This window comes from Pantoea sp. GCM10028869, from assembly GCF_042666835.1.
GTDB lineage: Bacteria > Pseudomonadota > Gammaproteobacteria > Enterobacterales > Enterobacteriaceae > Pantoea > Pantoea leporis.
The window spans coordinates 312,713-325,804 of record NZ_JBHTGO010000003.1 but is presented as its reverse complement, the minus strand read 5'-3'; the positions used below and the strand labels follow the sequence as shown (position 1 = coordinate 325,804).

Here is a 13,092-nt window from a genome sequence, read left to right as displayed (position 1 = left end):
ATCACAATAGAAGAAGTGGGCCCGAAAGCCCGGGAATTTAAATCTGGCGGAAGCGGCTGCGCACGCTAAACGTCTCTGAAGTGACGTAGCGTTCAACTTCACGCACCTTTCGCTCATCGCTTTGCAGCGTTGTTTCCAGCTCGTCGAGCAGTTCACGTGCGCTGGGTGCCCGTTCAGATGTCGCATCAACGGGTTTCTCGTCCAGCACAAAGCCCAGAATAAAATAGGCGACGATGGTGAACATAAACAGCCCAAGGAACAGCGACAGCACCACAATCACACGCAGCAAGCGCACCGGAATGTCGAGGTACTCGGCGATACCCGCGCAGACGCCGCGTACTTTGCCCTGCTGCGGAATGCGCCACAGTTTACGGCCATTCATCATGGTTGCCTCCAGTTTGGATGTTCGGCATCCAAAATGGCTTCCAGTGCTTCAACACGCTCACGCATGCGGCGCGCATCCTGGGTAATTTGTTGCAAACGCTGCAGGTCACTCGACGATAGATCGGCGCCGCCGTTGCGTTTGTTGCTGTAATGCAGCCATAACCAAATTGGTGCGACAAACAGCACGAAAATCGTTAAAGGTATGGCTAAAAAAAGTGCGCTCATTGACTCTCCTTAATCACTAACACCATTTTTAACTCGGGCCCGCAATCAGGCCCGTGGCGATCACTCAGGGCGGTTCATTTTGGCTTTCAGCGCGGCCAGCTGCTGGCTGATTTCATCATCGGCTTTCAGCTCGGCGAACTCCTGATCCAGACCTTTTGGTTTACCAAAACGCTGGCTTTCTGCTTCTGCTTCCATGTGATCGATGCGACGTTCAAAGGATTCGAAACGTGCCATCGCATCATCAATTTTGCCGCTGTCGAGTTGACGACGCACATCACGTGATGACGATGCTGCCTGATGACGCAGCGTTAACGCCTGCTGACGCGCACGGGTTTCAGTGAGTTTTTTCTCCAGCTCACCAATCTCGCCTTTCATGCGGTCCAGCGTCTCTTCAACCTGGGTCGATTCCTGCTGCAGCGCAGCAATCAAATCGGTCAGCTTCTGCTTCTCAATTAAAGCAGCACGCGCCAGATCTTCTTTACCTTTGTTGATTGCCAGCTCCGCTTTTTCCTGCCATTCGGCCTGCTGAATTTCAGCCTGCTCGCTACGGCGCAGCAGCTGTTTCTTTTCGGCCAGCGCACGGGCTGAGGTTGAACGGACTTCTACCAGCGTATCTTCCATTTCCTGAATCATCAGGCGTACCAGTTTCTGCGGATCTTCGGCGCGCTCCAGCAGAGAGTTGATGTTAGCGTTCACGATGTCGGCGAAACGAGAAAAAATACCCATAATGATGTTCCTCAAATTTTGTATGTAGGTGCGCGAGGCGCTCTTCACTAATACAATTCGTGTGCCAACTTTTAATTAATTGATTTTACGCAATTTGTTTATTTTACATCCGCCAGAACATCGCTTAAGGTAGTGAAATTGATTAATCAGTGGCGAATTTCATCATGGCGAACAGTTCAGACAACCTGTTAGGCGAATCGAATAACTTTCTGGAAGTACTGGAACAGGTTTCGCGCTTAGCGCCGCTGGAAAAACCAGTGCTGGTGATTGGCGAGCGCGGCACCGGCAAAGAGCTGATTGCCAGCCGCCTGCATTATCTGTCAAACCGCTGGGAAGGTCCGTTTGTTTCACTGAACTGCGCCGCGCTAAATGAAAACCTGCTCGATTCCGAACTCTTCGGTCATGAAGCGGGCGCGTTTACCGGGGCGCAAAAACGCCATCTGGGACGCTTCGAACGCGCTGATGGCGGCACGCTGTTTCTTGATGAACTCGCCACCGCGCCGATGCTGGTGCAGGAGAAATTGCTGCGCGTGATTGAATACGGACAGCTGGAACGCGTTGGCGGTAATCAATCTTTGCAGGTGAACGTGCGTTTGGTGTGCGCCACCAATGAAGATCTACCGGCGCTTGCCGCCGCCGGTAAATTCCGCGCCGACCTGCTCGATCGCCTCGCCTTTGATGTGGTGCAGCTGCCGCCGCTGCGTGAACGCCGCAGCGACATACTGGTGATGGCTAACCATTTCGCCATTCAGATGTGCCGCGAACTGGGCTTGCCGCTGTTCCCCGGCTTCAGCGATCGCGCTCAGCTGACGTTGCTCAATCACAGCTGGCCCGGCAACGTGCGTGAACTGAAGAACGTGGTCGAGCGTTCGGTTTATCGCCATCACAGCGCCGACGATGAGCTGGATAACATTATCATTAACCCGTTCGCCCCCCGCACGCCGCCCGCCGACGTCATTGCCCAGGCGGACGTATCTGCCTTGCCTTCCCTGCCGCTGGATTTGCGTCAGTGGCAAAATCAACAGGAACGCGAGTTGGTTGAAGCGAGTTTGCAACAAGCCAAATACAACCAGCGCCGCGCCGCCGAGTTATTGCGTGTGACGTACCATCAGTTGCGCGCCATGATGAAAAAGCACGGTATTCAGGCACGCGACGAGGATTAGCCAAATCGCCATAAACGTCGCCTATACGTATTCATTTGATTTTTCTTTTTTAAAGCAAATCGCACGGTGTTTTTTTCTAACTGTTTCGAGTGGATGCAAGGCGGCAAGCGAGGACATCCCTGGGAGCATACATAAGTATGTGACCAGGGTGGACGAGCGCAGCCAACGCGGCAGCCGCTCGAAACAGGACGAAAAAAGGCCCGCGGGTTAACGCGGGCAACTAATACTGGAAGCAATGTGAGCAATGTCGTGCTCTTCTTCGGTAGAGCCACCGTCGAAGCGCAGAAGAATAATAATCATTCTTATTATCATCTGTAAACCCCTAATTGAGAATTTTTCTCATCTCCACACAGAGATTGTGATTACCCCATCGCCAGTTTGGCGAAAAACACAGCAGAAGCGTCGCGAATTTGGGGAGTACGTGGCGTTTAAGATACACTCACGCTATTGCCTCAGAATCGTTGAGTTCTATGCCAAAATTATTCCCCTCTCTGCTGCTGGGTCTCAGCATGATGAGCGCGTCAGCGTGGGCCGCGCCAACGGACAACATCCGCAACAGCGGTTTTGTCTATTGCGTTAACGGCACGGTTAATACCTTCAATCCACAAATGGTTAGCAGCGGCTTAGTCGTTGATACGCTGGCGGCGCAGCTGTATGACCGGCTGCTGGACGTGGATCCTTATACTTATCGACTGATTCCCGACCTCGCCCAGAGCTGGGAAGTGCGTGATAACGGCGCAACCTACCGTTTTCACCTGCGTAAAGATGTCGCCTTCCAGCACACTAACTGGTTTAAACCGACGCGGAAAATGAACGCCGATGATGTGGTGTTCAGCTTTGCACGCATGTTTGATCGCAAGCATCCGTGGCACAACGTCAACGGCGGCAGCTATCCCTATTTTGATAGCCTGCAGTTTGCCGATTCAGTGCAGAGTGTGAAAAAGCTGGATAGCGATACGGTTGAAATCCGCCTGAACAGCCCGGACGCCTCATTCTTGTGGCATATCGCGACGCATTACGCGCCGATTTTGTCGCAGGAGTACGCCAATAAACTCAGCGCTAAAGGCCAGCAGGAACAGCTGGACCGCGAACCGGTCGGCACCGGCCCGTTCCAGCTGAGCGAATATCGTACCGGGCAATATCTCCGCCTGGCGCGTAATCCGCAGTACTGGAAGGGCGTGCCGCGTCTGCAGCAGGTGGTGATTGATTTGGGCGTCGGCGGCACCGGAAGGTTATCCAAACTGCTGACCGGCGAATGCGATGTGCTGGCCTATCCCGCCGCCAGCCAGCTGAGCATTTTGCGTGACGATCCGCGCCTGCGCATGACGCTGCGTCCTGGCATGAACATCGCCTATCTGGCGTTCAACACGCGCAAACCGCCACTGGATCGCCCGGAAGTGCGTCACGCGCTGGCGCTGGCGATCAATAACGAACGCCTGATGGAGTCGATCTATTACGGCACCGCCGAAACTGCCGCCTCCATTTTGCCGCGTGCGTCCTGGGCGTATGACAACGATGCGCGCGTCACCGAATACAATCCGGCTAAAGCGCGTGAAGAGTTGAAAGCGCTGGGGCTGGAAGATTTGCATTTACGTTTAGTGGTGCCCTCTTCCTCGCAGTCGTGGAATCCCAGCCCGCTAAAAACCGCTGAATTGTTGCAAGCGGATTTGGCTCAGGTTGGCGTGCGCGTCACTATCGCGCCGGTGGAAGGCCGCTTCCAGGAAGCGCAGTTGATGGAGATGAACCATGACCTCACGCTCACCGGCTGGGCAACCGACAGTAACGATCCCGACAGTTTCTTCCGTCCGCTGTTAAGCTGCGCGGCGATCCGTTCGCAAACCAACTACGCACACTGGTGCTCGCCCGCCTTTGATGAGGCGTTGCAGCACGCGCTGCTGTCCCAGCAGCTGTCGGCGCGCATTGATAGTTACGACAAGGCGCAGCAGATTTTGGCGCAGGAGTTGCCGGTGTTGCCGCTGGCGTCGTCGCTGCGTTTGCAAGCCTATCGGCATGACATCAAAGGCCTGGTGTTGAGCCCGTTTGGTAACGCTTCGTTCGCCGGCGTTTACCGCGATGAGAGCAGCGAGGAGTAAGCATGATTATCTATATTCTGCGTCGCGTGGTGCTGCTGCTCATCACCCTGTTTTTGCTGTCGCTGGTGAGCTTCAGTCTGAGCTACTTCACACCAAACGCCCCGCTCGAAGGCGCATCGCTGTTTGATGCGTGGTGGTTCTGGTTCAAGGGCTTGCTGCAGTTCGATTTTGGCGTCTCCAGCACCAACGGCCAGCCGATTGATCTTCAGCTGCGCGAAGTGTTTCCCGCCACGCTGGAGCTGTGCGTAATGGCATTTATTCTGGCGCTACTGGTGGGGATTCCGCTGGGAATTTGCGCCGGCGTGATGCGCAAAAAATGGCAGGATAAAGCCATTAGCGCGCTGGCGCTGCTTGGCTTCTCGATGCCGGTATTCTGGCTGGCGCTGCTGTTTACGCTGTTCTTCTCGTTAACGCTCGGCTGGTTGCCGGTGTCCGGACGTTTCGACCTGCTCTATCCGGTGCAAAACGTTACCGGCTTTGCGCTGATTGATGCCTGGCTAAGCCCGTCGCCATGGCGTCATGAAATGCTGGTCAGCGCCTTAACGCACATGATTCTGCCGGTGGTCGTTCTCGCCGTTGCGCCTGCTACCGAGATGATCCGCTTACTGCGCAGCAGCACCAGCGATGTGATGGACAAAAACTACGTCAAAGCCGCCGCCACGCGCGGCCTGTCGCGCTTCACGGTGATCCGCCGCCACGTGCTGCACAATGCGCTGCCGCCGGTGATTCCGCGCCTTGGGCTGCAATTTTCCACCATGCTGACGTTGGCGATGATCACCGAGGTGGTGTTCAACTGGCCGGGCCTCGGCCGCTGGCTGATTAACGCCATTCGCCAGCAGGATTACGCGGCGATTTCCGCTGGCGTGATGGTGGTGGGCGGTCTGGTGATTCTGGTCAGCGTGTTATCCGATATTCTGGGTGCGGCGCTTAACCCGCTGAAACATAAGGAATGGTATGCCCTTAGATAATGTCTACGACGAGAAGCGGCTGCCCAGCACGCTGCGTCGCAGCTGGCAGCGCTTGTATCGCGATACCAGCGGCATGGTCGGCTTATACGGCTTTGGCCTGCTGCTGTTCCTGTGCCTGTTTGGCGGCCTGCTGGCGCCGTATGGCATCGATCAGCAATTCCTGGGTTATCAGCTGCTGCCGCCATCGTGGTCGCGCTACGGCGATGTCTCCTTTTTCCTCGGCACCGACGATTTAGGCCGTGATGTGCTGAGCCGCCTGCTGAGCGGCGTAGCGCCGACCGTGGGATCGGCGATTTTGGTGACGGTGCTGGCGGCAATTTGTGCGCTGGTGCTTGGCGTGTTTGCCGGTATCACGCACGGCATGCGCTCGGCGGTGATGAATCACGTGCTGGATACCTTACTGTCGATTCCCTCGCTGCTGCTGGCGATTATCGTGGTGGCGTTTCTCGGCCCGCGCCTGGAACACGCAATGCTGGCGGTGTTTCTCGCGCTGATCCCACGTCTGGTGCGCGAGATCTATACTGCTGTGCATGATGAGATGGAAAAAGAGTATGTGGTGGCGCTGCGTCTCGATGGCGCGCGCAACCTGAATATCTTGTGGAATGCGGTGCTGCCTAACGTGCTGCCGCTGCTGGTGAGCGAATTTACCCGCTCGCTGTCGATGGCGATTCTGGACATCGCCGCACTCGGTTTCCTCGATCTTGGCGCGCAGCTGCCCTCACCCGAATGGGGTGCGATGCTGGGTGACGCGCTGGAGCTGATCTACGTTGCGCCGTGGACGGTCATGCTGCCGGGCGTGGCGCTGATGGTCAGCGTGTTGATCGTTAACCTGCTGGGCGACGGCATTCGTCGCGCTGTAGAAGCGGGAGTTGAATAATGCCGCTACTGGATATCCGTAACCTGACCATCGAATTTATGACCGCTGACGGTCCGGTCAAAGCGGTTGATCGCATCAACCTGACGCTAAGCGAAGGCGAAATCCGCGGTTTGGTGGGTGAATCGGGTTCAGGTAAAAGCCTGATCGCCAAAGCCATTTGCGGCGTCACTAAAGATAACTGGCGCGTCACCGCCGATCGCATGGTATTTGATGATATTGATCTGCTGCGCCTGTCACCGCGCGAACGCCGTCGGATTGTCGGCCATAATGTGTCGATGATTTTTCAGGAGCCGCAATCCTGTCTTGATCCGTCAGAAAGTATTGGTCGCCAGCTGATGCAGGCGATTCCGCGTTGGACACATAAGGGCCGTTGGTTTAAACGTCTGTGGTTCTGGCGCAAAGTGCGCGCCATTGAGCTGCTGCATCGCGTCGGCATCAAAGATCATAAAGACATCATGCGCAGTTTCCCGTATGAACTCACCGACGGCGAATGCCAAAAGGTAATGATCGCCATCGCGCTGGCCAATCAGCCGCGTTTGCTGATCGCCGATGAACCAACCAATGCGATGGAGCCGACCACGCAGGCGCAAATTTTCCGCCTGCTGAGCCGCCTCAATCAGAATAATAACACCACTATTTTGCTGATCAGCCACGATCTGCGCACCATGAGCCACTGGGCCGACCGCATTAATGTGATGTATTGCGGCCAGACGGTGGAGATCGCGCAAAGCGAAGAGTTAATGGAGTCACCGCATCATCCTTACACGCAGGCGCTGATCCGGGCGATGCCCGATTTCGGTAGCGCGCTGCCGCACAAAAGCCGCCTCAACACGCTTTCTGGCGCGATTCCTTCACTGGAACATCTGCCAATTGGCTGTCGTCTGGGGCCGCGCTGCCCGTATGCGCAGCGTAAGTGCATCGAAACACCGCGCCTGACCGGCAATAAAGCGCATCTGTTTGCTTGTCACTTCCCGCTGAATATGGAGAGCCAGTAAAAATGGAAACGCTGCTGGAAGTGCGCAACCTGAGTAAAACCTACCGCTATCGCACCGGTTTGTTCCGTCGTCAGCACGTTGAGGCGGTGAAAGGCGTCAGTTTTACCCTGCGTGAAAAACAGACGCTGGCGGTGATTGGTGAAAACGGTTCGGGAAAATCGACGCTGGCAAAAATGCTCAGCGGCATGGTCGAGCCGAGCGAGGGCGAAATGCTGATTGACGATCATCCGCTGGAGTACGGTGATTATGGTTATCGCAGCCAGCGCATTCGCATGATTTTTCAGGATCCTTCAACCTCGCTGAATCCGCGCCAGCGCATCAGCCAGATACTCGATTTCCCGCTGCGCCTGAATACGGAGCTGGATGATGACGCGCGTGAAAAACGCATCATCGCCACGCTGCGTCAGGTCGGTTTGCTGCGCGACCACGCCGGATACTATCCGCACATGCTGGCGCCGGGCCAGAAGCAGCGCCTGGCGCTGGCGCGAGCGCTGATTCTGCAGCCAAAAGTGATCGTCGCCGATGAAGCCCTCGCCTCGCTGGATATGACCATGCGTTCACAGCTGGTAAACCTGATGCTGGAACTGCAGGAGAAGCACGGCATCGCCTATATTTATGTCACGCAGCATCTCGGCATGATGAAGCACATCAGCGATCAGGTGCTGGTGATGCATCAGGGCGAAGTGGTCGAGCGCGGCGGCACCGCCGATGTATTGGCCTCGCCGCTGCACGATCTCACCAAGCGCCTGATCACCAGCCACTTTGGTGAAGCCTTAACCGCTGAAGCCTGGCGCCGCGAGCGTTAAGGCGCCGAAAACGCGGTGCGATTTACCGCATTTATAGAGACGTGCTAGACTTCGCACGAGATTAACGTCGGTCGCCTGTTTTTCAACCACCGCGACCGCCAACAACAATGACCAAAAGGATTACAGCTATGGGTTTTCTTTCCGGTAAGCGCATTCTGATTACTGGCGTTGCCAGTAAACTCTCAATCGCCTACGGTATTGCGCAGGCGATGCACAAACAGGGCGCAGAACTGGCTTTCACCTACCAGAACGACAAATTGAAAAGTCGTGTGGAAGAGTTTGCTAAAGATCTGGGTTCAGACATTGTTCTGCCATGCGATGTGGCGGAAGACGAGAGCATCACTGCGCTGTTCACCGAACTGGCAAAAACCTGGCCGAAATTTGACGGTTTCGTTCACTCCATCGGTTTCGCACCTGGCGATCAGCTGGATGGCGATTACGTGAATGCCGTGACCCGTGAAGGCTTCAAGATCGCTCACGACATTAGCGCGTACAGCTTTGTTGCGATGGCGAAAGAGTGCCGTGCGATGCTGAACCCGAATTCCGCCCTGCTGACCTTGTCTTACCTGGGTGCAGAGCGCGCCATCCCGAACTACAACGTGATGGGTCTGGCGAAAGCGTCTCTGGAAGCTAACGTACGCTACATGGCGAACGCGATGGGTCCAGAAGGCACGCGTGTTAACGCCGTTTCTGCCGGTCCAATCCGTACGCTGGCTGCATCAGGCATCAAAGATTTCCGTAAAATGCTGGCGCACTGCGAAGCGGTTACCCCGATTCGTCGTACCGTTACCATCGAAGACGTGGGTAACTCAGCTGCATTCCTGTGCTCTGATCTGGCGGGTGGTATCACCGGTGAAGTGGTACACGTTGATGGCGGCTTCAGCATTGCCGCAATGAACGAGCTGGAACTGAAATAAGATTTACCTAAGGTCGCCTTTCATGGCGACCTCCTCTTCAAATAACGCCCTCCTTATACTCGTAAGCTATTAATTATTCCCCAACATTCTTTTGCCGTGGACAGCCGTTCAGCGACGATAAGCTAGCCCTTTGTTGCATGCCTGCTTTTCAGATTCGCACGCTGTGCAGCAAGTCCGTTTTTAGCGCAAGGAATGACCATGGAACAACGCCGTTCTCCCGGCCATGACCACTGGTTTTATGAAAGCCAGACTCGCCCGAATAGCACCGCCACTGCGCCGCTGGTGCCCGAAGCCGCCTATATCGACGATCGTTTCTTACTCGGTTTGCAACAGGAAGCGACCGCGTTACAGCCGCTGCTGTCGCGTTTTCAGCCTGCGTTATTGGCCGCGCGCGATCTCAGCCAGATTCTGTTTCCCGATACGCTTGCCACCAGTTTGACCCACACCTTAACGCTGTACGATCGTCTCAGCACCGCGCTAACGGTGGCGCAGGTCGCCGGCGTGCAGCGCCTGTGCAATCACTACTCAGCCCGGCTCAATCCGTTGCCGGGTCCGGACTCATCACGTGAAAGCAATAATCGCCTGACGCAAATCACCCAATATGCGCGTCAGCTGGCGATGCAGCCGGAACTGATCACCGCCAATAGCATCAGCGCGCTGGACGCGGTGGGCTTAACCGAGCCCGATATCGTCACGCTGAATCAACTGGTGGGATATGTCAGCTATCAGTCACGCGTGGTGGCATCGCTGCAGGCGATGATGGGCTTGCCGGTGCGCTGGATTCCGGGCGTAACACCGCCGCCGGACGCCAGCGCAGCGCTGTTTACCGGCAACGACGGCTGGCAGCACGCGTTGAAACCGGTTGAACTGCGCTATGCCAGCGCCGATCAACTGGCGGCGGTTACTTTCTGTCAGGGTATTGAGGGATTGGATGATGCCATTTGGCTGCTGGTGCACGATGCGCAAGTGCTGTATGGCTTCGCCACGCTAAAACAGCGGCTGAGTGAACATTTTGCCGGGGAAGAAGCGCTGGCGCAGGCGGTTAGCGCACGCGTGCTGGGTTGTCGACGTCAGTTTGATTTTGTTACCGATGAATGGCGTGACGCACTGCTGCAGGATGTCGAAAGCGCTGGCGCAGCATCGCCAGTGATTTCACTCAGCGCCCAGCTCACTCGCCTGCCCGACCGCTTCAGCGCTGCGCATTTGCAGCCGCTGCTGAACGCGGGCTGGGGCAGCGAACGCATCTTCACGCTGTTGCAAGCGGTGGCTTTCGCCAGCTGGCAGGATCGCCTGCTGATGGCGCTAGGCGAAACCCGTTAATCGGGCAGATGTCGCCGCGCTTCATCAAAGAAATGCTGAGCCAGCGGCGATGCTCTGCCCGGCTCGGCAATCACTAATGCCGCCTGCCGGCCCATCGGCGCCATCTCAATCGGCCGCCGCGCCAGATTCTGCATCAGCTCCGGCAACAGATGTCCGCATGGCGACACCATCACGCCCAAACCAACCTGCGCGCTTTGCAGTAGTTGCATAATCGACGCGCTCTCAACGATCACGCGTGGGATCAAGCCGGTTTCCCGCAACTGCCCATCAAGATAACGTCGAAAATAGCGCGTGGGCTCAGCCAGACACAGCGGCTGGCAGGCAAGCGTGGCGAGCGAGATGTTCTCTTGCTCGAGCAGCGCCGGAAAGTGCGCCGGATTGAACAGCGCCTCGACGCCCGGATCTTTCAACAGCGCAGTTTGAAAATGCAGCTCGCGCAGTGACGTCAGTTCAAAAAAGCCGATACCGCCATCCACGGTGTGGCTGTTAAGCGCTTCCAGCAGCTGATCGGCGCTCATCGCGGCCACGCGATAATCCAGCTGTGGATAACGCGCTTCAACCGCTTTCAACAACGCAGGCAGCGCCACGCTGCACTGCGGCATAACACCCAGCCGCAAGGTGCCGTTGACGCCATGCTTGAGCGACTCCACTTCCAGCTTCAATCCCTGATACACCGAAACAATTTCCCGCGCCCAGGTCAGCACGCGCTCGCCTTCCGGCGTAAAGCCATCGAAATTATTACTGCGGTTGATCAGCGAAAGCCCTAATTCGCGTTCGAGGTTTTTCAGGCGCATCGATAGTGTCGGCTGGCTGACAAAGCTGACCTCTGCCGCGCGGCCAAAGTGGCGTTCGCGTTCAAGATTTGTCAGATAGATTAATTGTTTGATGTCCATGGAAAGCAGAATTGGCTGGAAAACAGCAGTGTATCATGGCGGTTGCCGCTGCGCTGCGTCCACGCGCAGCGGCCATTGTGTTACGCCACACCCAAGGCACTTTTTACGTCGTTGGCGATCTTCTCGACCTGCGGGCCGTAAATCACCTGGATATCGTGTTCGCTGACGCGATTGATGCCGTTCGCGCCGGTGGTCAGTAACGTTTGATCGACCACCTCATTCATCTGTTTGACCCGCACGCGCAGCCGGGTGAAGCAGCAATCGACGTCCTCTATATTGGCTTCGCCGCCCAGCCCGCTGATGATCACTTTGGTGCGCTCATCCGCCGCCACCTGTTCGGGTTTGTGTTCTTCATCGGATTCCCGTCCCGGCGTTTCAACCCGCATCCGCGTGATGACAAAACGGAAGCCGTAGTAGTAAATCGGCACATAAATTACGCCGAGCACAATCGTCCACCACCAATGCGTTTTGCTGCCACCGAGAATGCCGAACACCACCAGATCGATGGCGCCGCCCTGCACGTTGCCAATCATCAAATGCAGCATCGACATCAACATAAATGACAGGCCGGTTAATAGCGCATGCAGGATATACAGCACCGGCGACACGAAGATGAAACAGAACTCCAGCGGCTCGGTGATGCCGGTGGTAAAGGAAGTCAGTGCACCGGCCAGCACCAGCGCTTTAACGCGCTGCTTATGCTCAGGGCGCGCAGTGTGGTAGATCGCCAGCGCGGCGGCTGGTAAGCCAAACATCATTACCGGAATTTTGCCCTGCGCGAGGAACTGCGTCGCGCCGCGCACCGTATCGTCCGGGATGGCGCCGGGATGCGTTAGCGAGGTGTTGAAGATGTTCAGCGCGCCGACGATGCTTTGTCCATCAACCGTTGCCATGCCGCCAATTGGCGTGAAGCGCACGGTTTCGTTGAGGATATGGTGCAAACCGGTGGGAATCAGTAAGCGTTCGCTGGTGCCAAGCAGGAAGGCGCCGTATTGCCCGCTTTTACCAATCATCAAACCCACCCACGCGATGCCTTCGCCGATGGTCGGCCAAATCAACGCCAGCAGCACGCCCACCAGCGGCAGCACCACCACGGTCACGATCGGCACAAAGCGGCGTCCACCAAAGAAGCTGATCGCCGTCGGCAGTTGCTGAGTGTAAAAACGGTTATGCAGCAGCACGGTAATCAATCCAGCAATCACGCCGCCCAGCACGCTCATGTTGTAAGTAAAGATGCCGAGCATGTCGATGTATTCGGCCGACGTCATCATCGCTGCAGTTTGATCCATACCCGCTTTCTGCAGCGCTTCTGGCGTGGTGGTAGCGGCTGTCAAACCTTTCGACGCCAGCGTGGAGCTGATACCAACATTCATGGCGATATAGCCAATTACGGCGGCAAAGGCAGCGGTCGGTTTCTCCGCTTTCGCCAGCCCGATGGCGCTGGCCACCGCAAAGAACAGCGGCAAATTGGCGAACAGCGCGCCCGCCACCTTGCGGATAAACCCGATAATCAGCTGTGGCACCTGCAGACTGGCGAAGGCATCGCCGGTGATGGCCGGATTTTGCATTGCGGCGGCCAGGCCAAGAAAGATCCCTGCGGCAGCAATCACCGAGATGGGCATCATTAAGGCTTTACCGAAGGCGTGAATTTGGCTTGCCAGATTCTTCATGCTGCGTGCCCTTTTCAGAATGGAAAGAGCAATTATTAGTCAGTTATCTCAGCAG

13 protein-coding genes are annotated in these 13,092 nt (G+C 56.3%); 8 read left to right on the top strand and 5 right to left on the bottom strand.

Annotated features, from left to right (window positions below; genetic code table 11):
• Positions 1-37: 37 nt before the first annotated feature.
• The 3 genes from pspC to pspA are packed head-to-tail and all read right to left on the bottom strand — an operon-like array spanning position 38 to position 1,335.
• Complete coding sequence (pspC, locus tag ACFQW4_RS09405) at positions 38-385, bottom strand: envelope stress response membrane protein PspC (RefSeq protein WP_101764292.1); 348 nt, start codon at positions 383-385, stop codon at positions 38-40.
• On the bottom strand, positions 382-609 hold the full coding sequence (gene pspB / locus ACFQW4_RS09400) for an envelope stress response membrane protein PspB (protein WP_007888081.1): 228 nt from the start codon (positions 607-609) through the stop codon (positions 382-384). The genes pspC and pspB overlap by 4 nt, the downstream gene beginning before the upstream one ends.
• A 60-nt stretch (positions 610-669) precedes the next feature.
• On the bottom strand, positions 670-1,335 hold the full coding sequence (gene pspA, locus ACFQW4_RS09395; protein ID WP_008106471.1) for a phage shock protein PspA: 666 nt from the start codon (positions 1,333-1,335) through the stop codon (positions 670-672).
• 164 nt (positions 1,336-1,499) lie between these two features.
• Here pspA and pspF point away from each other — a divergent pair, with 164 nt between their 5' ends.
• From pspF to ACFQW4_RS09355, 8 genes are all read left to right on the top strand, one after another.
• A complete protein-coding gene (gene pspF, locus ACFQW4_RS09390; protein WP_137385865.1) occupies positions 1,500-2,498 on the top strand; it encodes a phage shock protein operon transcriptional activator in 999 nt (332 codons plus the stop codon).
• 470 nt (positions 2,499-2,968) lie between these two features.
• Positions 2,969-4,591: an ABC transporter substrate-binding protein SapA gene (gene sapA, locus ACFQW4_RS09385; protein ID WP_110866234.1), complete on the top strand. Its 1,623-nt coding sequence runs from the start codon at positions 2,969-2,971 to the stop codon at positions 4,589-4,591.
• Positions 4,592-4,593: 2 nt separating this feature from the next.
• Positions 4,594-5,559, top strand: a complete 966-nt coding sequence (sapB, locus tag ACFQW4_RS09380; RefSeq protein ID WP_101764290.1) for a putrescine export ABC transporter permease SapB — start codon at positions 4,594-4,596, stop codon at positions 5,557-5,559.
• On the top strand, positions 5,546-6,436 hold the full coding sequence (sapC, locus tag ACFQW4_RS09375) for a putrescine export ABC transporter permease SapC (protein ID WP_101764289.1): 891 nt from the start codon (positions 5,546-5,548) through the stop codon (positions 6,434-6,436). Before sapB ends, sapC begins: the two co-directional genes overlap by 14 nt.
• Positions 6,436-7,431, top strand: a complete 996-nt coding sequence (gene sapD, locus ACFQW4_RS09370) for a putrescine export ABC transporter ATP-binding protein SapD (RefSeq protein ID WP_222233372.1) — start codon at positions 6,436-6,438, stop codon at positions 7,429-7,431. The genes sapC and sapD overlap by 1 nt, the downstream gene beginning before the upstream one ends.
• A gap of 2 nt (positions 7,432-7,433) precedes the next feature.
• Positions 7,434-8,237, top strand: a complete 804-nt coding sequence (gene sapF, locus ACFQW4_RS09365; RefSeq protein WP_110866235.1) for a putrescine export ABC transporter ATP-binding protein SapF — start codon at positions 7,434-7,436, stop codon at positions 8,235-8,237.
• A gap of 128 nt (positions 8,238-8,365) precedes the next feature.
• Positions 8,366-9,154: an enoyl-ACP reductase FabI gene (gene fabI / locus ACFQW4_RS09360; RefSeq protein ID WP_007892455.1), complete on the top strand. Its 789-nt coding sequence runs from the start codon at positions 8,366-8,368 to the stop codon at positions 9,152-9,154.
• A gap of 198 nt (positions 9,155-9,352) precedes the next feature.
• Positions 9,353-10,474 carry a CMD domain-containing protein gene (locus ACFQW4_RS09355; RefSeq protein WP_377724970.1) on the top strand — a complete coding sequence of 374 codons (1,122 nt, stop codon included), beginning with the start codon at positions 9,353-9,355 and terminating at the stop codon, positions 10,472-10,474.
• Here the strand turns inward: ACFQW4_RS09355 and ACFQW4_RS09350 are convergent.
• The gene (locus ACFQW4_RS09350) at positions 10,471-11,367 is read right to left on the bottom strand and encodes a LysR family transcriptional regulator (RefSeq protein WP_110866237.1); all 897 of its coding nucleotides are present in this window, start codon (positions 11,365-11,367) and stop codon (positions 10,471-10,473) included. The genes ACFQW4_RS09355 and ACFQW4_RS09350 overlap by 4 nt on opposite strands.
• An 80-nt stretch (positions 11,368-11,447) precedes the next feature.
• The gene (locus ACFQW4_RS09345) at positions 11,448-13,037 is read right to left on the bottom strand and encodes a PTS transporter subunit EIIC (protein WP_101764284.1); all 1,590 of its coding nucleotides are present in this window, start codon (positions 13,035-13,037) and stop codon (positions 11,448-11,450) included.
• Between the last annotated feature and the right edge of the window lie 55 nt (positions 13,038-13,092).